The sequence below is a fragment of the Pseudomonas gingeri genome (assembly GCF_013386165.1).
GTDB classification, from domain to species: Bacteria; Pseudomonadota; Gammaproteobacteria; order Pseudomonadales; family Pseudomonadaceae; genus Aquipseudomonas; species Aquipseudomonas gingeri_C.
Genome location: NZ_JACAOS010000021.1, coordinates 468,589 through 490,165 on the forward strand (window position 1 = coordinate 468,589; position 21,577 = coordinate 490,165).

Consider the following 21,577-nt stretch of genomic DNA (forward strand, 5'->3'; position numbering starts at 1 on the left):
CCTTGTTATTGTTAGGGTGTTGCGTGAGCCCAGACAGTTGATAGCGGCCGGCACTGTTCGCCGGCCGCGCTCAGCCGTTCATGGAATGATGATGACCTTGGCGTCTCTTTCCGGATCGGCGAGCCGGTCGAAAGCATCCTGTACGCCATCCAGTCCGACATGGCTGGTGATGAGCGCATCGACCTGGAGGCGACCCGAGGCAATATGGTCGAACGCCTGCGCGAACTCTTCGAACGAATAGGCGATACTGAAAGCGAGGTCGATTTCCTTCATGATGGCGAAGGACGGATAGAAGCTATCCCGCTCCATGCAGAGCCCGGCCACCACCACCTTGGAGCAGGGGGCCGCGCCAGCCAGAACCTGTTGGATAATCCCCGGTACGCCGACGCACTCGAAGATCACTGACGGTCGGAAAGGGAACCCGGCAAACATCCCGGTCTGCCGACCATATCGGGCGGGGTCCGACGTACCCGCCAACGCCTTCCACGAGTCATAGGGAGAATTTTCCCTTGGGTTGACCACAACGTCGGCACCGAGCTTCGTTGCCATGGCGCGTCGCGATGGCGAGAAGTCAGCGGCCACGATCGGACCAATGCCTCGCATCTTGAGCACCGCAATGACCGCGAGTCCAATAGGACCGCAGCCAATGACGATCGGCACGTCATCAGCCCCCAGGTTGCCCCGGTTAACGGCGTGAAGCGCCACGGCGAGCGGTTCGGCGAGTGTTGCGATGTCGTTGGGAATTGCCTCGGGAACGGGAATCAGCAGGTCCTCTGACAACACCATGTACTCGGCATAACCGCCAGGTGTATCGAGCCCACCGAAGCCCAAGGTCACCGGTTGCGGGCGCAGGAGGAAGGGCGCCGAGACTGCCCGAGTGCCGAGCGAAAGCGTCCGGCGGCAGTCCGCACCATAGTCGACCACTTCACCGCAGATTTCGTGACCGAGGATAACGGGCTCATCAACATCGAAGAGGTCGATACCCGCGACTTCTTTCACGCTTGAAAGCAACTGGGCGCCATGCTTGACACAGTGCAGGTCGCTTCCGCAGATCCCGCACGCGAGGGTTTTGACCAGGACTTCGCCCTTTCCAGGCCGGGGGATAGGCGCTTCGGCCAGCGCAAGGCTGCCGTGGCGCATGACGACGGCGCGCATGCTCATGAGCAACTCCGGCCATCGAGTGGTGACTTGGGATGTATGGCGCGGCCGTTGCTGAGTCGGCTCGTTCCGATAGGGCATTGATAGAGCTCACGAAGAATGCTGAACGCGTTAGTGCTCATTTTTCTGATCCTCTGCGGCGGGAGGGCATCCCGCTCTTTTTTATTGGTTTTATTAATTTGTCAGATCACCTCTCCCTGAACTTGGCATTGCACGAATTTTATTTGGCATTTCGCGACTCATGTCGTCTCAAGAGGTCGCTGTGCAAGGTTTGCCATTCAGCGCAAGACCGCCTCGAGGCAGGCAGGAAAATGGTGACGTTGCGCAGGGAGTAGACGTTCAGAGGGTGTTATTGCGGCGTGTGATCAACTGCCGCGGAGACTCGCCGTACCAGCGGCGGCAAGCCCTGGTGTAGCTGCTTTGTTCGGAGTAGCCGAGCAGGCTCGCGATTTGCGCGACCTGCATTCCCCGCGCCGACAGTTGCCAGGCCATTTCCCGGCGCACGTCATCGAGTATCTTCTCGAAAGAGGTGCCGGATTCGGCCAGCCTGCGCTGGAGGACCCGAGGATGGATGATCAAGGCTTGTGCAACCGAGATCAGGTCGGCCTGATCGACCTGCAGCATGCGATGGATCAACTCGCGTACGTGGTCGACGAGAGGAAGCATCTGTCCGATCTGGGAGAGGTAATTTTCGGCGAGGGCCAGCACCGTGGGATCCCGCCCACGAATCTCACGATTCAACACTTCGCTGGGGAAATGCACGGAGTTAAAGTCACTGCCAAACTCGACGCGGCAACCGAAGACTTTGCGGTAGGTCTCGGGGGGAGAAAGGGGGTGATGCTTCATCGTGACTCGTAGCGGCACAAAGTCTTCACCCAGCATCAGGCGCAAGGCCTCTATTGAGACCACCAAGCCTTTTTCAATCATCTGATCCCGGTAAGACAGTTGCCGCAACGCGATTTCAAAGGTTAATACCGTCGACCGCGGTCCGCGTTTCAGCTCGGCGATGTCGGGTGGCGCGCAATGGTAAAGATAGTGCGAGACCCCCTCGATCGCGTCGGCGACGGTCTCGGCGTGACGGACAAGGACCGCTACCGGCCCCAGAATCTCGATGCCCTGTCGTTTGCCGAGGCGCATTCCGAAGTCCGGGCAGTCCAGCTCCAATGCCGCAGAGCCGATCACTGCGGCCATTGCTCCGTAGCTGATAAGACGTTCAGCGGCCCCGGCTGCGCAGGGATCCACGCCATGAGCTCGCAGCAGGCGCTCAGGATTGCCGCCGAGACTGGCAACCAGATTTGCGAAATGGAGGAGTCCTATGCCCGCTACTAAATCTGTCATAGTCGTTTAACGACCTGCACTCTCTGCGAAATCTACGCTCGGTATACGGGCATCTGACGATGAGGCCGGATCGGACTGTTAATCAGCCGCCGACGGTGACAGGGATGCGAGAATCTCCTGGCGGCAAACGTCGAGAATTTCCTCTGCCAGCGGCGAGTCATCCGGACAGGCGCGAGACAAAACGACCGCGCCGATGGTACGGGCCAGCATGTCGATCATCTTTGCCCGCGCTTTGTGCTGATCCATTTCAACCTGCGCCCCGCCCTCGCGCTCAAAGGATGCCAGCGTGTTTTCGATTCCGCCGGCAAACGTCGCCTTGATCTCCTCTGATTGACGCGCAGCGTCATTGCAGAGGGCTGCCATTGTGCAGCCAACGCCACGGGCATCACGGTGCTCGCGCGACAGGTAAAGATTGATGAACTCGACGACGTCAAGGCCTGCGCTATTGGCCAGGGTCTGCGAAAGGCTGCTCGCGGCGGCTTCAGCCATCAAATCGGCCTTGGAACGGAAGTGCTTGTAGAACCCGCCATGGGTGAAACCGGCAGCCGCCATCAATTCCGCCACCCCCACGCCATCGTAGCCACGTTCACGAAACAGGACTGAGGCCGTCTCGACGATGTGCGCCCGATTCGCCTGCGCTTGCGCTTTGGTGACTTTCATATCCAGATGCCTCTTTGCTTCTGCCAACAGTCAGGCGGTCAATATACATTGATGTCAATCGTAATCAAAGTCGTTGACGAGTAGGATTATGATCATCATCATAAAGCTTCGCCCACCATCACCATCAATCAGCGTGGAAAAAAGCCATGACTAACGAAACTCTGTTTGAGCCCTACACCCTTGGCTCCCTGACACTCTCCAACCGGGTTGTCCTGGCGCCGCTGACGCGCAACCGCGCCGGCGCAGGCTTTGTGCCGAGTGAGTTCGCTGCAACGTACTACAGTCAACGGGCGTCAGCCGGCCTGCTGATTTCCGAGGCCACGCAGATCTCGCAGCAGGGACAGGGTTATCAAGACACGCCCGGCATTTACTCGCAGGCCCAGATCGACGGCTGGCGCAAGGTCACCGATGCCGTCCATGCAAAGGGTGGGCGGATTTTCCTGCAGTTGTGGCACGTCGGTCGCGTCTCACACATCTCTTTGCAGGAGAACGGTGCCGCTCCGGTGGCCCCCTCGGCCATCCGGGCCGAGACCAAGACGTTCGTCAACAATGGCTTTGCGGACGTCTCTGAGCCTCGGGCACTGGAGCTCAGTGAGCTGCCGGGGATCGTCAACGATTTCCGTCGGGCCGCGGCAAATGCAATCGCCGCAGGCTTTGATGGCGTCGAGATCCACGGTGCGAATGGCTACCTGCTGGACCAGTTCGTCAAGGACAGCGCCAACGTACGTACCGATGCCTATGGAGGGTCCATCGAGAATCGCGCGCGTCTGCTGCTGGAAGTGACTGCGGCCGTAGTGGACGAGATCGGCGCTGAGCGTACCGGCATCCGTATTTCACCGGTTTCGCCAACCAACGGAGTCTCGAGTAGCGATCCGCAGGCGCAGTTTGATTACACCGTCGACCAGCTCGACGCCCTGGGCATCGTCTACCTGCATGTCGTCGAGGGCGCGACCGGTGGGCCGCGGGATGTCGCGCCTTTCGACTTTGACGCCTTGCGTCGGCGCTTCAAGAACACCTACATCGCCAACAATGGCTATGACTTGGATCTCGCGACCTCCCGGCTCATCGAAGGCAAAGCCGACCTCTTTGCTTTTGGGCGTCCGTTCATTGCCAACCCAGACCTGGTGGAGCGTCTGAAGTCAGCGGCGCCATTGGCGGCACTCGATCCGTCCACACTCTTTGGCGGCGGTGCCGCGGGGTACATCGACTACCCGGCCCTCGCGAGCTCCAGCGCCCTGTAACGCTGGAACAGCCCCATTTGTATGTTGCATGCCCAAGCATGGGTTCACCTGATGAAGAGAGCCAATACATGACCACCCGTTCCGCAGTTCTCATTACCGGCGCATCCACCGGCATCGGCGCCACCTACGCCGAGCGCTTCGCACGCCGCGGCCACGACCTCGTGCTGGTGGCTCGCGACGTAGTACGGCTGGAGGCGCTCGCGGCCCGCCTGCGCGAGGAAAACGGCGTCGTCGTCGATATCCTCCAGGCCGATCTCACCCAGCCCAACGAGTTGGCCGCTGTCGAGAAGCGCCTGCGCGATGATGCTCGAATCGGAATCCTTATCAACAATGCGGGAGCTGCTCAGTCTGGACGTTTCATCGAGCAGACGACCGACGATGTCGGTCGGCTCGTCGCACTCAACACCACCGCGTTGGTCCGGCTTGCCAGTGCAGTCGCCCCTCGGCTTGCACAGGCCGGCGAAGGTGCGATCATCAATATCGGCTCGGTGGTTGGATTGGCGCCGGAGTTCGGCATGTCGGTCTATGGTGCCACCAAGGCCTTTGTATTGTTCCTCTCCCAGGGGTTGAGTCTGGAGCTCACGCCCAAGGGCGTCTATGTTCAAGCCGTACTTCCTGCCGCAACTCGCACGGAGCTTTGGGGGCATGCGGGCATCGACGTCATTACGCTGCCCGACATGATGGAAGTAGGTGAGCTGGTGGATGCAGCGTTGGTCGGCTTCGATCGGCGTGAACAGGTGACTATCCCGCCATTGCACGATGCCGAACGCTGGGATGTCCTTGAAACAGCACGGCAGGGGCTGATTTCGGATATCAGGCAGGCGCATGCGGCAGTGCGGTATCGCACGCCCTCATAAACCTCTCCCGCGATGCGTAGTAGAGGCCGGGGAGGGCCACCTTTCAATCACCGGAACATCGCCTGGGACCTCCCATCCCAGGGTTTCCGGTCCACATCAGCCAGGAGTAAACAATGACCCATTCCGACGAATATCCTGGATCGGGTATGTCCTATATAAATACCGAGAACCGCTCGATCAATGTCGAGGGGACTGTGTTTGCCTATCGTGACCTGGGACTTCGCAGTGGCGTGCCATTGATTCTTCTCAATCATTGGGGCGCGGTATTGGATAACTTCGACCCGCGGATCGTCGATGGCCTGGCCAGCAGGCATCGCATCATCGCCACTGACTACCGGGGGATCGGCACGTCGGGCGGAACCGCACCCGTGACTATCGATAAAATGGCACTGGATGCGATCGCTTTGATCCACGCTCTGGGCTTCGAGAAGGTTGATCTGCTTGGTTTTTCCCTGGGGGGATTCGTGGCGCAAGACATCGCGCTGAAAGCACCGGATCTGGTGCGAAAGCTCATTTTGACCGGTACGGGGCCGGCAGGCGGCAAGGATATTGACAAGGTAGGGGCGGCATCCTGGCCACTGATGATCAAAGGCTTGCTGACACTGCGCGATCCGAAATTCTATATGTTCTTCACCTCCACGGCCAATGGTCGCCAAGCGGCGAAAGCCTTTCTGAAGCGGTTGAAGGAGCGCAAGGAGAGTCGGGACAAAGGACCCACGCCACGAGCCTTGTTACGACAACTAAAGGCGATCAAGGCATGGGGGCGACAGTCCCCCCAGAATCTCGGCAGCCTCGGAATTCCGGTACTGATCGCCAATGGTGATAACGACATCATGGTGCCCACTGTACTCAGTACTGATATGGCGCACCGTATTCCTAACGCGCAACTGGTTATTTACGAAGATGCCGGGCACGGCGCGATTTTCCAGAATCACGTCAACTTTGTGTGGAGGGCACTGTCGTTCCTCGACCAGGCACGGTGAAAAAACATGACCTGTCCTGTACTGAGCCTCTTGCTTACGCGAGAAGTGAGAGGTCGCCACGACCAGACATACCGCTGTTCGAATACACGCTATCGCGAACCGATTTCAACCTGAAGTTTTGGAGGTCTGCCCCATCATGAAAGCATTCATTATCGATGGTTATGGAAAGACGGTGGCGTTACGAGCTGCCGAAATGCCGGAACCTGAATTGGGTAAGGAAGATGTTCTAGTTCAGATTCATGCGGCGGTTGTAAACCCTCTGGAGTGGAAAGCAAGACAGCAGCAAAGATAGATAAATTGATTTCGACCATCTCGGTCGTTGAGGAGAAGATGATGACGTTCAAAGCACTGCTCGCAACAAAGACCGATAATAGGATTTCGGTTAGTGTCGTTGACCTGCATGAGCAAGATCTCATGCCTGGAGATGTGACCGTCAAGATCGATTATTCGACCGTTAACTACAAGGACGCACTGGCCCTGAGTGGGTACGCAGACGTCATCAAGCAATTTCCATTGATTGCCGGCATCGATTTTGCTGGCACCGTCGAGGCATCGGCTTATCCAGGCATTGCGGTGGGAGATCGCGTCGTCGCCAACGGTTGGGGGCTGAGTCAGACCCATCACGGCGGATTTGCTCAGAAGGCACGTGTGAAAGGCGAGTGGCTGGTCAAGATTCCGGACGTTTTTTCGACCTGGGACGCAATGGCGATTGGTACGGCTGGCTACACGGCGATGCTCTCTGTATTGGCGCTTGAACATGGTGGCCTTACACCGGCTCGTGGAGACATTCTCGTCACTGGCGCCAATGGCGGTGTGGGCTCAATCGCGATTGCCATTCTCTCCGGTCTTGGTTATCGCGTGGTCGCGTCGACCGGCCGTGTCGAGGAACAAGATTATCTGACCAGCCTGGGTGCGGCACAGATCATCGACCGCCAAACACTCTCAGCCCCAGGAGCTCCTATAGCCTCTGAGAAATGGGCGGGCGCAGTGGACTCGGTCGGCAGTCATACCCTGGCGAACGTATTGGCGCAAACCCAGTATCGCGGTGTGGTGACGTCCTGCGGCCTGGCTCAGGGGCTGGATCTTCCAGGGTCAGTGCTGCCTTTCATTCTACGTAACGTGACCCTTGCTGGCATCGACTCCGTCAATGCCCCGTACGAGTCCCGACTCCAGGCTTGGATGCGATTGGCGAGTGATCTTGATCTGAGCAAGCTCGCGCGCACGACGCAGGTGATTGGGCTTGCGGAGGTGCCCGTGGTGGTCGGTCGGATGTTCGACGGTAAAGTTCAAGGCCGTGTGGTGGTTGACGTCAACGCGTGACCACACCACTCATCCAGGAATGCGAAATGATGTAACTACAACGCTCGTCCATCGGTATTGCTTCAATACGTGGATGGACGAGAGGTTGGGGAACGGCGTTGTGCAGCGATAACGAGAGGCGACCCAATGTTTGAGAACTTCGAAACGCACCGAATGACCGTAGGCGATTTGGAAATTGCCTGCGTTGTCGCAGGTAAGGGCGAACCTATATTGATGCTGCACGGCTTTCCGCAGACCATGGCGCTTTGGGCGCGTATCGCGCCTGAACTGGTCGCGCGTGGTTATAGGGTTGTCTGTGCTGATTTGCGCGGGTATGGCGCATCGGACAAGCCACTGGCTCGGTCAGATCTGTCGAACTATGGATTTCGGACCATGGCTGCCGATCAGGTCGCGTTGATGCGTGCGCTCGGACATGAACGGTTCCATCTTGTTGGACATGATCGCGGCGCGCGCACTGCGTACCGGATGACGCTGGATCATCCGGGGGTGGTGGCGAGTGTCACGCTGATGGATATCGTTCCCACGGCTGTGATGTTGACAGATCTACGCAAGGACGTAGCCCGCAGCTACTGGCATTGGTTTTTCCTTGCTCAGCCCGCACCCTTTCCGGAACGCATGATTGAGGCGGACCCCGATTTCTTTTTCGAGACCTGCCTTTTCGGTTGGGGCGCGGCAGGGGTGAACGATTTTGATGCCGACCAGCTCGCGGCTTATCGGAAAGCCTGGCGTGATTCCGCGACGATCGCCGGGCTTTGCAACGACTATCGTGCAACGCTCACTGTGGATCTGGAAGACGATATGTCTGACTCCGGGCGACGTATCACTCCTCCGGCGCTGATCCTTTATGGCGCCTCGGGTGCGATGGCCAAACACTATAATTTACCGGGTACTTGGGTAGACCGCTGTACTGTCATGGAGGCATTTTCGATACCGGGAGGGCATTTTTTTCCTGACTCCGAACCGGGCGAGGTCATTGAGCGCGTCGCCGCATTTTTGGCACGCTATCCCTTACTGGAGGGGCGAGGGACATAAGCGCGACCCAGTACCTGCTTCTGACGGTTATTCAAATGATGATGGCCGGATAGGGTTCCACACGACTGGGTTGCCAGTCGCCCCGAATGAGTACAAAATTGAGCACATCGAAACCCACGGGATTTACGCAAGCCCAAGGTTTTCAAGGAGATCCGGCGCGGGGATTCGTGTCGTTTCCCGCTCCACATTAAGGTTTGCAGAAATCCATGGACTTCCATAGAAGTCTGTAAATCATTGAAAAGAGACGCTTCGGCGTCTTTTTTCGTTCCAGTGGCGTCCACTGGAAACCACCCCCAGCCACGAATTTTAAGTACATCAATAAGTACATCTGATTTGGCGGCGCTGCGGTTCGGTTTCTTGCTGGAGTCCGGCACTGGGATCAAGGCATATCTCCTCTATCCATCGAGACAGGAGGTGCAATATGGCCTTGACCGATACCGCTGTTTGCCAGGCGAAGCCTGCCGCTAAACCCTATGCTCTCAAAGATATTGACGGCCTGTCCCTGTACGTGGGACCCAAGGGCTGCAAATACTGGCACTTCCGCTTTTACTGGCTGGGCAGGCAGGCACGCATTTCCCTTGGCACCTATCCGGAAATTGGCCTCAAGGACGCCTGCCGCGCCCCTGACCAGGCACGTAGTCTGGTGGCCCCTTCAAAGTGGCGCCTGGTCTTGGCACTGACAGCTATTCACTTAGCTTGCGGCGGGGTCCAACAGTCTTTGCTGAGAAAGGCTTTGGCTGCCTTGATAATCTCTCCTGAGATGGGCGCCTGGCCCGCTGCTCTAGCTAAAGTCATGGCTCCAATCATGAGCGAATACTCAACCAGAGCGGTTTGTCTCTTGGCTCCTTCACTCTCAGCCAAGTCATCGCTCTCAATGGTCGACATGTAAGTTGAGATGAGCGTTTTCAGGCCGCGGAGATAGGTTTGGTGAATTGCAGACTGCTCATCTTCGTGGGCCATTTCCCCTGAAAGCGCTACGACGGGACAAGTGCCATCGTGCTGATCGCGTTTACGCTCGACAAGATAATGATCGACGATCGCCTTGCGAGCTCGGCTCTTTTTACTGTGCACAGCGACCTTCTCACGCCATGCGATTGCCGACTGCTCAAATGCTTGCGCGCAGGCCTCATTTACCAAGGCTTCCTTCGACGCAAAATGACCATAGAAGCCACCGTTCGTGAGGCCAGATTCATTCATCACCTCCGACAAGGTGATGCCTTGAATGCCTCTCTCGCGAAACAACCTTGTGGCGGTCTGCATAATCTTCACTCTGTTGAGCTCAGTCTGCGCACGGGAAACTCTAGGCATATCGACCCCGCTAAAATAAATTTCTACCATCATATATAGAGCCGGCTTCCCCGTCTCCAGCTTCTTGCCTCCTCGAAAGCCTGACCGTTCGACAGTCAGCGCGAGGGAAAACGATCGTCTGAAGCGACATTCCGATGGTTGCTGACAGCAAAAAATAAATGACAATAGAAGTCTATTGTCTGGATTTTGCTTGTCATTTATTTTGCGTGACTAAATCTTCGCCGCCCTCGAACGAGGGGCCCACGTCTACCGGGCTGGTGATCGCTCACAGCGTGGCTCGTGGTGTACCGAAATCCAAGCAAGACGGCTGCTTGACATGATTGGAGGCATCAGCTTTCCGGCGGCTCTAGTTAGGTGATACTTGTAGGTCGAGGGCAGACGTAACCGACATCGAATGTCTGGCAGATTGCTAGCATGCATTTTTTTCTTCGGAGTCGTGCGTACTCCACAAATATTTAATTTTTATGCCTTATTAGGAGCAATCGATACGAGCACGGACCGCAGTATTTCTTCAGAAAGCTCATCGTCATCGACGGCCCGAGCGAGAACAAGTGCGCCAACCATGCTCGCGTAAGTCACTAGAGCTCGCTCTCTCTGAGCGCGCTCTGATTCCCCTGGTACAAGGCTGATCAGGAGTTTGACAGCAGCGCGGACGCCTTTAGTGAAGGCGACGCGGACTGGAGAACTGTGGCGAGCGGACTCAGCTCCTAATGCAGCAAGTGTGCATCCAGCGCCGGGCTTGTCACGATGCGCAGGAGAAAGATAACTAGAAACGACTGTGTGAAATGCGTCTTTCTCAGAGGTTTTCGCCAATTCTTGCCAGGCGTCAACCGAATTATTCATTGCGCGTTCTGCAGCTATCGCCATCAGCGCCTCTTTGGACTCAAAGTGCCCATAAAAAGCGCCGTGGGTCATCCCGGCGGACTTCATCAGCTCGGCTAAACCAATTCCGTCAAAGCCATGCTGCCTAAACTGATTCGCAGCTGACTCGATGATTCGCTCGCGGCTCTGAGCCGCCTCCACTCTACTGACTCTCATTAGATTCTTCGTTTCCCCAGATCCTGACGACAGGATAGATTATGACTGAAATATAAGGAGGCGGGGGATCTCAATCGTTCAGCTTGATGGGGCTTGGTAGACGATTAAGCTTCGGGCCGCATAAAAATCCTCCTGTGCTAGCCAAGCATAAGGTAGATGATGCGTCTCGTGGCGTCTTTGAGCTGATCTCTTGACTTGAAGTGTTCGTGGAAGCGCAGCGGACTTGCCCCTACCAAACCGGACACCAACTCCCCGTTAAATTGATGCTGCGGCCAAGCGTCTGAACTCTCTCGGCGATCAATATTTCAAAGCGCTGTGCGGATGCTGCTCATTGTAGTGCTTGAAGGCAATCGTCAGATTGCGCAACGCCGTTTCCCGATCCGGCTTGGGCATGTGCGCTACGTAATCTCGCTTGATCGTCTTCACGAAGCTCTCCGCCATGCCGTTACTCTGCGGGCTGCGTACCGGTGTGGTCACCGGCTGCAAGCCTATCTAGTGGGCAAATAGGCGCGTCTGCTCGGCGATATAGGCCGAGCCATTGTCGCTCAACCACTGAACCGGTGTGTTCGGCAGTTGATCGCCAAAACGCTTCTCTACGCTTTCCAGCATCAAGTCCCGGATGTCATCGCCGCTGTAGCCGGTCGGGCTGGCGACCCAACTGATGGCTTCGCGATCACAGCAATCCAGAGCAAAGGTCACGCTCAACTTCGCACCATCGTCGCAACGGAATTCAAAACCGTCCGAGCACCAACGTGTATCGCTGGTGGTAACAGCAATACGACCCTCGTGCCGACGCGGCACGCCGGGCTGTTTGACTCGGCGCTCAAGCAACAGGTGGTGATCACGCATGACCCGATAAACCCGCTTCACGTTGATCGCCGGCAGTAACTGGGTTTCACGCGTACGACGCAGCAATCCCCAGACACGACGGTAGCCATAGCTGGGCAGTTCGCTGACCTGTTGCTGGATTTCAGCGACCAGCTCCATGTCGTCCACCGTCCGGCGTCGCCGTCTTCTGGGCGATGCCGATTGCTTGGTTCGAACCGTTAATTGCGAGCGCGACACACCGAGACATTTGCTGACCAGTTTCACTGGTCGTCCCCCGGCAACAAGGGTGAGTGCGCAATCCATTTTCGCGACCGGGCGATCTCTACGGCTTCTTTTAGAACTTCCGCTTCCATCGTCTTTTTGCCCAGCATCCGTTGCAGTTCACGGATCTGTTTGAGTGCATCGCTCAGCTCTGACGCCGGTACCACGGCCTCACCGGCACTGACCGCTGACAGGCTCCCTCCTGGTACAACTTGCGCCACAGGAACAGTTGGTTGGCGTTGATGCCGTTTCGCCGAGTGACTAAGGACACACTTTGGCCCGGCTCAAGGCTCTCGCGAACCATGGCCAGCTTCTGGTCGGTACTCCAGCGGCGACGCCGCTCCTGGTCGAGCAGCTCGCCACCCTTATCGTTGCTGTTAGTCATAAACATACCCGTTTGCCTATCCCTTATCTTAAGGGGGGAACGGTGTCCTGTCTTTCATGGGGCCCGTTCAGTCGCCAGAAGGCCATCTCTAAAGTTTGTAAGAAAGGTCGAGCCAAACTACATCACCTTCGGAGGTGTTACGTACGTAGGCTAGATGGTGCCAAGCGAGATAAGCGGCCCACTTTGGAGCGATATAGCCTGCCTGTGGGCCAATCGCAAAAGTACGCAGCCGGTTTCCGTTACCGTTTACCGTCTCTCCATTTTGCTTATCGTCCGTTATTTGGTTAATCCAATATCCACTTATGCCGGAAAACCAACCGTCATCAAAGTGATAGTTCAAGCTGTAGTTCATGTTGGCAGTGATGCCGGATCGGTAATCAGTATCCTTGTTTGGTGCGTTCCATACACCTATCAACTCACCGGAGGCTTCAATGTGTTTGGTTGGAAGCCAAGTAACAGCATAGTGTACGATGCCCGAGTAATAGTTGACGCCAGCATTGAATGTTTCGCTCTTGTCATAGCTGCCGGTCGGAATCGCACCCAGAATAATTAATTGCTGGTGGACTGTCTTGTCGTGCCAGCCTAAACGAAAGCCAAGCGTAGTGTCACCAAACGCTCCCTCAGATGTATTGACTCCAATGTCGCTCGACTTAAAGCGTGCGTCTAGATAAGTTTGATCTATTTCAAATCCGACATTTGCACCTGCGAATGTAATATTGTCAAAAACATGAATTATTTGTATTGCATGACCGCTGCCGGTGATTTTGGCGTCGAACGATTTTTTTCCATCATTGCCTATTACTTTGTCTTTGTTGATGTACTCGTTGTACATGTTTATATAGGTTCCTGGTGCAGGTATGAACCCATTGTAAATAGTGAGTGATCCCGCAGGGTATGTGCTAACACCGTTTTCGACAGCTGAGGCTGTTTCTACGGGGCTGGCAATAATAACTGCGGCCAGAATGATGTATTGCGTGACGTTCTTTTTCATTTCAGGAGCCTTTTATTGTTATTGTAGGTTCTTTATTTATGGCAGCGGTGATCCGAGCGACGATTTAAATCGTCGCTTATGTTGATGCTGTTTAGAATCCTTTCGTGTATTTAGATGTCGAGCACCAGGCGTGAACTCAGGGCGCGTGAGCAGCAGAGAGTCATCATTTTGTTGGACTCCTTTTCTGACGTCATCAAATATTGATCTCGATGATCGGGGGTGCCTTCGAGCACAGGTGTAATACAGGTTCCGCAAACGCCTTGAGCACAGCTGATTGGAACGTCTAGTCCTACCTTGAACAGTGCATCAGCAATTGACTCGTTTTCATGAACCTTGACCGTGATGTTCGACTTCGCCAGGAAAACTTCGAACTCATTACCCTTTGTATCGACCTCGGCAGTAAAATATTCATGGTGCAGATACTGAGGGTCAATACTGCATTGGCTGGCTTTCGTTTCGATCCATTCGATGAAACCACCGGGGCCGCAGGTATAAAAATGCGTACCTTGTGGTGCATTGGTCAGGACGGCTTCGATGTCCAGTTGCTCGGCGGGGGAGGCATCGTTTAAATACAAGCTTACGTGTTTGGCGAATGGTCCAGTAGTCAATGCGTCGCGCAGAGCCATTCGCGTCAAGCTGCGTGCGCAGTAATGCATATGGAATGACTCACCACGCTCCCATAAGGTCCACGCCATACTCAGCATTGGTGTTACCCCAATCCCGCCCGCAAATAGCACATGGTGGGGGGCTTCATGCAGAGAAAAGTTGTTCCGTGGTGGTGTGGCGTTCACCCGGTCTCCAACGTTCAGCGCATCGTGTATATAGCGAGAGCCGCCACGACTATCAGGTTCACGTAAAACTGCAATACGATAGACATGGCGTTCAGTGCTACTGCCGTACAACGAATATGACCGTGAAATCCCCTCTGCCAACTGCAAGTCGATGTGTGATCCTGCTTCGAATTCAGGGAGTTCTTTACCATCGCTTGATACCAGGTCCAGTGCAACGATATCGTCTGCTACTTGGCGTTTGGCAGTAATCTTTAAGTTTAAAAACTGTCGAGAGATAGTCATTGTTACTCCACAACGCCATTGCGCTCGGTGTCAATGAGCTTTGCCAGAATGCGCCGACTGCGTAGAGCACCTCCATCGGTGGGCAATAGCACGGCTCCTAACTTCATCGGATCCACTTCGTTGCCCATCATCGCGGCCGAGGCTTCAATTATCGGTTTGTCTTGCTGCCCAAAACCCACGCGATGCCATTCGCGAATTTGCTCGTCAAAATCGGGGTCGTTAATTTTTGTATTTCGCGAGTGCGCAAAAAAATAATGGGCAGAGCGTTCCGACGCTGGCGTTAACAGATGCAATCCTTTCGAGCGAATACCACTGTCTCTAGGGGCACCTGGTGCTGATACGCCGACGTCATTAATCACCATGGCGGGCGGAGACCAAACTGCGTCAAGCCAGTAATCAACCTTTTCCTTGGGATTACTGATGTGGCGTTGATAAATGGGTGGCACATCGCTATTCGGAATTGAGAGTTTCACCAATACGGTTTCACCGTGCTGAATCACCTCTACGCTTGAGCTGTGATAGTTGTCTGACCCGAGAATATCTCCGTGTACAAACTGCGTATGGCTCAGATCAATCAGGTTGTCGACGCCAAGTTGGTAATGGGCCTTCATGTCCATATAGCCTCGGACGGTGCCCAGCATTGGGTTTTCTAGATGCGATAGGTCTGGGATCAGAGTAGAGTCACTTTTCTCCGGATCGCCTGCCCACAGCCATATCAACCCGTGCCTTTCTTCGATAATGTAAGACGGTACGCGAGCAGCGTTGGGGATTTCTCCATTCCCGTGTGGATTGTGGACGCAAGTGCCTGTACCGTCATATCGAAGCCCGTGATAAGGGCATTGGATGGAATTACCCACCAGTGGACCTTGAGATAACGGTGCGAAACGGTGTGAACACCGGTTGCCGATCGCCACTGGAGTGCCATCCACTTCACGAAACATCAGCACGGGTTTTTCAAGCAGGTCACGGGCTAGAGGGGTGCGATTTACCTCCTCTGACCAAGCAGCTGCATACCAGATATTACGCAGGTAGTTCATACAGATTCCCCCTAATCAGCGGACAGAACTCAGCGGCATGTTCAGATCTTTGAGCAAGACGTCAAGCCTTAATTCAAGCTCAGGCGTTGCACTCATCATCGGTAAGCGATGTTCGTTATTGGGAAGAATACCCATGCGATAGAGCATGTATTTCATCGGGATCGGATTGGTGTCCCAGAAAATAGCTTGGTTCAGCTCAAAGAGCTCGTAGTGAAGTTGACGTGCTTTCGCCATATCCTCATTCATGGCAGCTTGAGCCAGCGCCGCAATCTTAGCGGGTACAATGTTGCCCGCCGCGTTCATTAGGCCAGCTGCGCCGATCGCCATCATTGGGAAACTCAGCTCTTCCAACCCAACAAATATGCGAAAGTCAGGTCCGAGGCGTACGAGGGTTTCAGTAACGAACGCTAGATCAGTGGACGCATGTTTTACGCCCACCAAGTTAGGCGCGCGCTTAGCTATTTGTTCAATCGAAGAGGGTGGAAGCGATACACCGGATCTGCCAGGAATATGGTAGATCAACACCGGTAGGTCAGTTTCGCTTGCCAGCTTTACGTAATACTCTACGAGACCGCGCACCGGAGGTTTAAGAAAGTAAGGGGTCACTATCATCAGGGCATCGACACCCGATTGCATCGCCGCTTTTGTGAGCTGTAATGTTTCATGATAATTCTGTGAGCCTGTGGCAGCGACTACAGGTACGCGCCCTGCAGCCGTCTTAACTGCAACATCTACAAGTTTGCTGCGTTCTTGCAAGCTTAGTGTTGTGGGTTCGGCAGTAGTGCCATTAATCACAATACCATGGGAGCCGCCCTGAATGAGATGCTCAATCAAATTTGAATAACTGTCGTAGTCAACTTCGCCGTTCAAGAACGGGGTCACGACAGGAGGGTAAGAACCGCGCAAAGCGGTTTTAGTTAGCGATATCATCAGAAACTCCTTTGGACCCGGTTCGTATGACTAAAATCCGAATCCGTGTTCAAGCCCGCCGTTGCAGGGAAATAGGTTTAGATACGGTACGACCCGGTACTGACCTTCAAATTTTTGATGGCATGAAACATCAGGTGTTCCTGGCGTTCAGGTGCGAGATCAAGAAGTTCCAGGTTAGGAAGTTTGCGCGCTATCGCCTCCAGCGTTGTTCGCGCCTCCAGCTTGGCGAGCATGGCACCGATGCAGAAGTGCCGCCCCCCACCGAACGTGACATGGTTCTTGTCCGCTCTATGGATATCGATTCGATCGGGGTCAGAAAACTTTCGTTCATCCCGGTTCGCCGACGCCAGACACACTTGTACGGAATCTCCAGCTGGGATAATGATGCCGCTGAAGTTTGTATCCTCTACCGGGAAGCGCCGCATGAAATGAACGGGGGGGTCGAATCGTAACGTTTCTTCCAGCGCAGCTCCTGCCAGCGTCGGATCCTCACATAGCTGTTTCCACGGATCGCCTTGACTTAGCATTCCAAACAATCCTCCGCCCAAAGCACTCATGGTGGTTTCAAAACCGGCATTCAGGAATGCATGTAACATGCTCAGCAATTCGATGCGTGTGAATTCAGGGTCCTGTTGGTGGACGGATATCAATTTTCCGACGATGTCATCGCCAGGGTTTGACCAGCGATCCTTGACGATGTTATCGAAGTAATCAATATAGAACTGGCAGGCTGCTTCGCAGGCTTCACGCTGCTCCTCCATAATGGGGAAGGGCGAAAACAAGTGTAAAAACGCCGGCACCCTTGAAATAAGAGGCTCCCAATCAGTGCTGGGCACGCCGAGAATATGGAGGATCGTGGTCGCAGGGACAAATGAGGCGAGGTCATTGACCAAGTCAAACGAGTCGCGTCCCGCTAGCTCTTCGACACGGTTATTGACCATCTCGTGGATCCAGGATTCCAAGGGGCGCAGGGCCTGAACAGTGAATGCAGGGCTTACCAGTCGACGTAAACGATCATGGTTCGGAGGGTCGGTAAGTACCAGTTGTGCATCAAACATGGCCGCAGCGGCACCGTTGCCTAACCATGCAGGGGCACCGCCAGCGGGTTTGACCCGCGCTTGGGGGTTTTTAAGCAAGAGTGACACGTCCTCATAACGAGTCAGGATCCAGTTGGGCGCATGGCCATTTTCAACTTTTATAACCGGCGTGTTGTCGCGCATTTCGCGGTAGGTCGGATAGCGATCGCGCAGCCGTACAAATTCAACAGGGTTGAACATACGTTACTCCGCCTTGCGAAATTCAGAGATGTTGGTTTCGAAGCCGGCCTGTGCGCCCAATGAAAGAATCGGGCCATTTTTGAGGTCTTCTTGCCAGATCAGGGACTCCGCGCCGATATGTAGCGGGTGGTCCTGGATGGTCAGGACAATGGCGCCTTGAGGCCCGAATGCATGCCCGTGGGGGGACCAACCTGGTGCGGAAAGCATGATGTCGCCAGCTTCCCACTCAATGCGCTCGCCATTTACGATGCTCCAACCGCTACCTTCAAGAATCAGGTTGATTGCGGAGGAGACGTGACGATGTACCGGGCCGATGAAATTTGGAGCGGCTGAAGTCATCGTAGCGAAGAACGAAAAGGTGGTTCCGTTACGAGAGCCCGTAGCGGAGTTGTAAAGGCACCACAGTGGTCTGCCGTTGTAGCCCTGCGACAGCGACCGAACCAAGCCCATGTGCGGCGCAACGTCTTCCCATCGCCAGTGCAGAGCACGCGATTCTATGAAATCAGGATCGATCAAATGTTCGTAAGGCAGCAGCATGGCGCCTGTGTCGCCAACTACCCGCGGCTTTCCTGCCATGTCTTTAGCTCGGGCCCGCTTCGCCAACTTGTCCGCAAACTCGGGAGTCTGCGAGATGTGACTGGCTTCAGGAGGATTATATTCTTCGTAGAAGACTTCGAGCTTCTGCAGGAAAGGAGCGTTTGAATAGGTCACATAGATAAAGGGCTTGTCAGTCTTGTTTTCAAGCACCTCGATGCGCATGCCAGGTGTATTCCACCCGTCCCATTTAGCAATTGAAAACTTGCGATCATCGACATAGGCGACCGCAGAACCCTCGATGCCAATTGAGAACGATGAAGCGTTCGTGCGCCGGGGCTGTGTTTTTTCTCCGGGCAGCAATACTCCATAAGACACCGCAGTGCTGGGTGCGAGCCCAATGCCAGGCTCTCGGCTGGCGGGATGGGCGATGAGGCCTTCACGTCGGCCGTTGCTGCCAGCAGCACCGAGTTTTAGCGTTTCAACTGCTTCGGTTATTGCGGCTGCCTTCACTATATGAGCGGGCCACATCTCGTTATCACGAGGCCTGAATGTTCGACTATCAATGATGCTGGGAGAGAGGTAAGAGGTGGACATTATTTTTATTCCTCATTGGTTACAGGTAGTTAATTGCGACGCCACCTTGGCTGCGTAGACGTCGGAGCGGGAAACGAACGTCCCCCTCCTGTTTTAATGGCTCGCTGATAGACTTCACCGGCTAGAGCGAGATCGGATGCACCAATGCCGACCGACTTGAAGACGGTCAACCTGGGGGCGGCGGGGCGCCCATTTGTTTTTTGTGCAAGTAGTGTCGAGAGTTCTTGAACTCTTGTTCCAAGCGAAGGGGCCAGTACCGATGAATCGGTAAGTTCGCGTAGCCGCTGAACGCCAGAGACGCTGTCAGCTGCGATGATTTCTGCAGCAGCGAGCACTTCCGGGAATAGCTCTGCGTGGCCTGGAAGGATCGCACCCATTGCGTTGAGGTGAGTGCCTTGAGCCAAGTGCTCCAGTTTCAGAAACGGCTCATGTGCCCTGGTGACAGTAGCGACGATTGAAGCGCCTTCAAGGGCGGACTCCAACGATTCAGCGGCTATGGCATTTACACCGAATCGCTCAGCTGCATTGATGGCCGCTGCTGCACATTTCTCAGGAGTCGGCGACCAAAACCTTACTTGTCTTGGCCGTCTGACTAGGGCGATCGCACCGAGCTGATGCAGGGCTTGGCGGCCAGAGCCTATGATTGCTATTTCTTCTGCATGAGGATCTGCCAGTTCATCTGTAGCTAATGCGGTGACTCCGGATGTGCGCATCATGCCCAGCGCACCGGCTTCAATAATTGCCAGCAGCTTTCCTTGTTCTGTATCAAACAAGGAAAGGTAGGCGACAGCACCATTCGGAGTGTTCACCCAGTTTTTAAAGCAACCCATTCCGGTGGTTGGGTCAAACGCGCCCAACGAGTGCAGGCTTCCACCTCCCCACGCGTGCATTGCTTTTGGGAAGGTTGATGCATCGGTCGTGGCCAAGCGGCTTATGCCTTCACGTAATGGGATCAACGCTTCTTCCAAACTGAGGAGGCCGACCACTTCAGATTCAGTTATCCATATTGGAGAATGCATCTTCAGATCCCCTTCTGGTTGATGACGTGGCTGGTCAACGTACCTATGCCTGGGACTTCAACACTGATCTCATCGCCTTCCTGAAGAAACCTAGGTGGATTTCGACGTGCACCGATTCCAGAAGGTGTGCCCGTAGCAATCACATCACCTGGGCGCAACTCCATGAACTTGGATGCGTAGGAGATCAACTCAGGGATACTGAAGAGGAGATTGGAAAGCTGGCCGTGCTGAACTCGTTCACCATTGAGCGAGGTAAATACCTCAAAACTATCTGGGTGAGGAAGTTCATCTGGAGTCACAACCCAGGGCCCTGCTGCACCGGAACGATCAAAGTTTTTGCCGGCAGTTGCTTGAGTGCTATGGGTTTGAAACTCGCGAATGCTGTGGTCGCCAAAACACAGATACCCACCGACATGCTCGAATGCCTCTTCTACTGAAATATCCCGTCCACCCTTGCCGATCATGACGGCAAGTTCACCTTCCCAATCTAGGGTGTCGGATACGTACGGGCGCTCGATGGCATCGTTTGGACCCACCAGGCCACTGGAAAAACGCGCAAAAAAGGTTGGATGACTCGGCTGTTCGCGGTCTGACTCAACCGCGTGAGCGCTGAAATTGAAGCCGGCGCATAGAATGCGGGCATCATCATCTATCGGGCGCAGCAAGCTTTTAGCGGCGTATTGTACTTCCGTACATTTTGGAAGGCGTGAGACCAAATCACCTGAGACCAAATCCCGCATGATGTCCGCGATTGACGCTTTGGCTGATTTGCTGACCTTGTAGGCATGGCCATTTTGGAGGATAGCGATGACCGCCGAACCTTCGGCATCGACAATTTTTGCGAAACGCATATACCACCCGCTTGGTTGTTTTTATGGGTTTTGGCGATGTGTAACCGTACGACTACACTTAAAATGTAACCATCGGGTTACACCCTGTCAACGGTTGCTCAGACATTTTTTTCGTTTGTAAAAAAGGGTTGCGTGGCATAAGCGGAAATGGTGTAACCTAACGACTACACAAGTTGTTGCGACTAATTCGCATTTAAGGGTGTGATGCATCGTGACTCAAGTTGGAGGTGTTTTTGAGTAACGTGGATTTGAAGGAGGCGGCCAAGCCGCGTGGGAAGGATGAGACCAAAGCGGCGTTGCTGAGTGCTGCGAATGAGCTGTTTGGTCTGAAGGGGCCAGATTCGGTCTCTGTCCGGGACGTAGCGGCACATGCTGGAGTTAACCATGCTCTGTTGCACCGACATTTCGGAAGTAAAGAAAGCCTGTTAAGGGAAGTGCTGCTTGATCACGCAATTGTTTTCAGAGAAGCCGCTTCTGCGGCTCCTGATTCAGCCCTGGCAGCTGTGGAAATGGCTGCCATTGCAGCAGCCAGACCTGCATTTACGAAGATACTTGCGCAGTTGCTCATTAGCGGCCATTTGCCAAATGAATTTGCACTTGAGGACGGTGGCGTTTCTCGTCTCACAAAGCGTCGTACGGAGGAAAATGAAGGGGGGGAGGGGCTTAATAATGCTCAGCTTGAGGTCGCGCACGCGATGGCTCTCATGTTTGGTTGGACACTATTTTCTCCGTTTCTTTTATATGCCACGGGCTTTAAGGGTACAGAATCAGAAGCAAATGACTTCATCAATATGGCAATCGAAAACACGCTAATTTGAAAAAAAGCTGTTGTTGCCTTAGTAAAAGCGAGCGAGGGGTT

General features: G+C 54.7%; 20 protein-coding genes and 2 pseudogenes. 8 read left to right on the top strand and 14 right to left on the bottom strand.

Translation table 11 applies throughout. The annotated features are described in order from the left end of the window. Positions 1-78: 78 nt before the first annotated feature. The 3 genes from HX866_RS27270 to HX866_RS27280 all read right to left on the bottom strand — a co-directional run bounded on the left by HX866_RS27270 (position 79) and on the right by HX866_RS27280 (position 3,156). A complete protein-coding gene (locus HX866_RS27270; RefSeq protein ID WP_256345019.1) occupies positions 79-1,161 on the bottom strand; it encodes a zinc-binding dehydrogenase in 1,083 nt (360 codons plus the stop codon). A 336-nt stretch (positions 1,162-1,497) separates the two neighbouring features. Continuing rightward, positions 1,498-2,496: an AraC family transcriptional regulator gene (locus tag HX866_RS27275; RefSeq protein ID WP_177140788.1), complete on the bottom strand. Its 999-nt coding sequence runs from the start codon at positions 2,494-2,496 to the stop codon at positions 1,498-1,500. A gap of 78 nt (positions 2,497-2,574) precedes the next feature. Further along, positions 2,575-3,156, bottom strand: coding sequence for a TetR/AcrR family transcriptional regulator (locus HX866_RS27280; protein WP_177140789.1), 582 nt, complete (start codon positions 3,154-3,156; stop codon positions 2,575-2,577). 146 nt (positions 3,157-3,302) lie between these two features. Between HX866_RS27280 and HX866_RS27285 the strand changes: the two genes are divergently transcribed. From HX866_RS27285 to HX866_RS27315, 7 genes and pseudogenes are all read left to right on the top strand, one after another. Next, entirely contained in the window at positions 3,303-4,397 is a 1,095-nt protein-coding gene (locus HX866_RS27285; RefSeq protein WP_177140790.1) for an alkene reductase, read from the top strand. Between the two features lie 68 nt (positions 4,398-4,465). Beyond that, entirely contained in the window at positions 4,466-5,254 is a 789-nt protein-coding gene (locus HX866_RS27290) for an SDR family NAD(P)-dependent oxidoreductase (protein ID WP_177140791.1), read from the top strand. Between the two features lie 113 nt (positions 5,255-5,367). Continuing rightward, entirely contained in the window at positions 5,368-6,237 is an 870-nt protein-coding gene (locus HX866_RS27295; protein ID WP_177140792.1) for an alpha/beta fold hydrolase, read from the top strand. Positions 6,238-6,373: 136 nt separating this feature from the next. Next, the gene (locus HX866_RS27300) at positions 6,374-6,529 is read left to right on the top strand and encodes a hypothetical protein (protein WP_177123778.1); all 156 of its coding nucleotides are present in this window, start codon (positions 6,374-6,376) and stop codon (positions 6,527-6,529) included. A 41-nt stretch (positions 6,530-6,570) separates the two neighbouring features. After that, the gene (gene acuI / locus HX866_RS27305) at positions 6,571-7,557 is read left to right on the top strand and encodes an acrylyl-CoA reductase (NADPH) (protein ID WP_177140842.1); all 987 of its coding nucleotides are present in this window, start codon (positions 6,571-6,573) and stop codon (positions 7,555-7,557) included. Positions 7,558-7,683: 126 nt separating this feature from the next. After that, a complete protein-coding gene (locus HX866_RS27310) occupies positions 7,684-8,589 on the top strand; it encodes an alpha/beta fold hydrolase (RefSeq protein WP_177140793.1) in 906 nt (301 codons plus the stop codon). Between the two features lie 421 nt (positions 8,590-9,010). Then, positions 9,011-9,238 (top strand): annotated as a pseudogene (locus HX866_RS27315) (Arm DNA-binding domain-containing protein); the annotation flags it as partial. A 38-nt stretch (positions 9,239-9,276) separates the two neighbouring features. Here the strand turns inward: HX866_RS27315 and HX866_RS27320 are convergent. The 11 genes and pseudogenes from HX866_RS27320 to HX866_RS27370 all read right to left on the bottom strand — a co-directional run bounded on the left by HX866_RS27320 (position 9,277) and on the right by HX866_RS27370 (position 20,718). After that, positions 9,277-9,930: a TetR/AcrR family transcriptional regulator gene (locus HX866_RS27320; RefSeq protein WP_256345020.1), complete on the bottom strand. Its 654-nt coding sequence runs from the start codon at positions 9,928-9,930 to the stop codon at positions 9,277-9,279. A gap of 429 nt (positions 9,931-10,359) precedes the next feature. After that, positions 10,360-10,935: a TetR/AcrR family transcriptional regulator gene (locus HX866_RS27325; RefSeq protein ID WP_177100888.1), complete on the bottom strand. Its 576-nt coding sequence runs from the start codon at positions 10,933-10,935 to the stop codon at positions 10,360-10,362. Positions 10,936-11,232: 297 nt separating this feature from the next. Continuing rightward, a pseudogene (locus HX866_RS27330) lies at positions 11,233-12,409 on the bottom strand (IS3 family transposase). An 88-nt stretch (positions 12,410-12,497) separates the two neighbouring features. Next, a complete protein-coding gene (locus HX866_RS27335) occupies positions 12,498-13,400 on the bottom strand; it encodes a SphA family protein (RefSeq protein ID WP_177140794.1) in 903 nt (300 codons plus the stop codon). 110 nt (positions 13,401-13,510) lie between these two features. After that, positions 13,511-14,473 (bottom strand): PDR/VanB family oxidoreductase, encoded by a 963-nt coding sequence (locus HX866_RS27340; protein WP_177140795.1) that lies wholly within the window; start codon positions 14,471-14,473, stop codon positions 13,511-13,513. 2 nt (positions 14,474-14,475) lie between these two features. Then, positions 14,476-15,510, bottom strand: a complete 1,035-nt coding sequence (locus HX866_RS27345) for an aromatic ring-hydroxylating dioxygenase subunit alpha (RefSeq protein ID WP_177140796.1) — start codon at positions 15,508-15,510, stop codon at positions 14,476-14,478. Positions 15,511-15,525: 15 nt separating this feature from the next. Beyond that, on the bottom strand, positions 15,526-16,440 hold the full coding sequence (dapA, locus tag HX866_RS27350) for a 4-hydroxy-tetrahydrodipicolinate synthase (RefSeq protein WP_177140797.1): 915 nt from the start codon (positions 16,438-16,440) through the stop codon (positions 15,526-15,528). A gap of 77 nt (positions 16,441-16,517) precedes the next feature. After that, the gene (locus HX866_RS27355; protein WP_177140798.1) at positions 16,518-17,717 is read right to left on the bottom strand and encodes a cytochrome P450; all 1,200 of its coding nucleotides are present in this window, start codon (positions 17,715-17,717) and stop codon (positions 16,518-16,520) included. Between the two features lie 3 nt (positions 17,718-17,720). Continuing rightward, positions 17,721-18,848: a hypothetical protein gene (locus HX866_RS27360; protein WP_177100900.1), complete on the bottom strand. Its 1,128-nt coding sequence runs from the start codon at positions 18,846-18,848 to the stop codon at positions 17,721-17,723. Positions 18,849-18,877: 29 nt separating this feature from the next. Beyond that, a complete protein-coding gene (locus HX866_RS27365) occupies positions 18,878-19,867 on the bottom strand; it encodes an ornithine cyclodeaminase family protein (RefSeq protein WP_177100902.1) in 990 nt (329 codons plus the stop codon). 2 nt (positions 19,868-19,869) lie between these two features. Beyond that, entirely contained in the window at positions 19,870-20,718 is an 849-nt protein-coding gene (locus HX866_RS27370; protein WP_177140799.1) for a fumarylacetoacetate hydrolase family protein, read from the bottom strand. A gap of 242 nt (positions 20,719-20,960) precedes the next feature. Here HX866_RS27370 and HX866_RS27375 point away from each other — a divergent pair, with 242 nt between their 5' ends. Beyond that, complete coding sequence (locus tag HX866_RS27375; RefSeq protein ID WP_371316692.1) at positions 20,961-21,536, top strand: TetR/AcrR family transcriptional regulator; 576 nt, start codon at positions 20,961-20,963, stop codon at positions 21,534-21,536. The last annotated feature ends 41 nt before the right edge of the window (positions 21,537-21,577 follow it).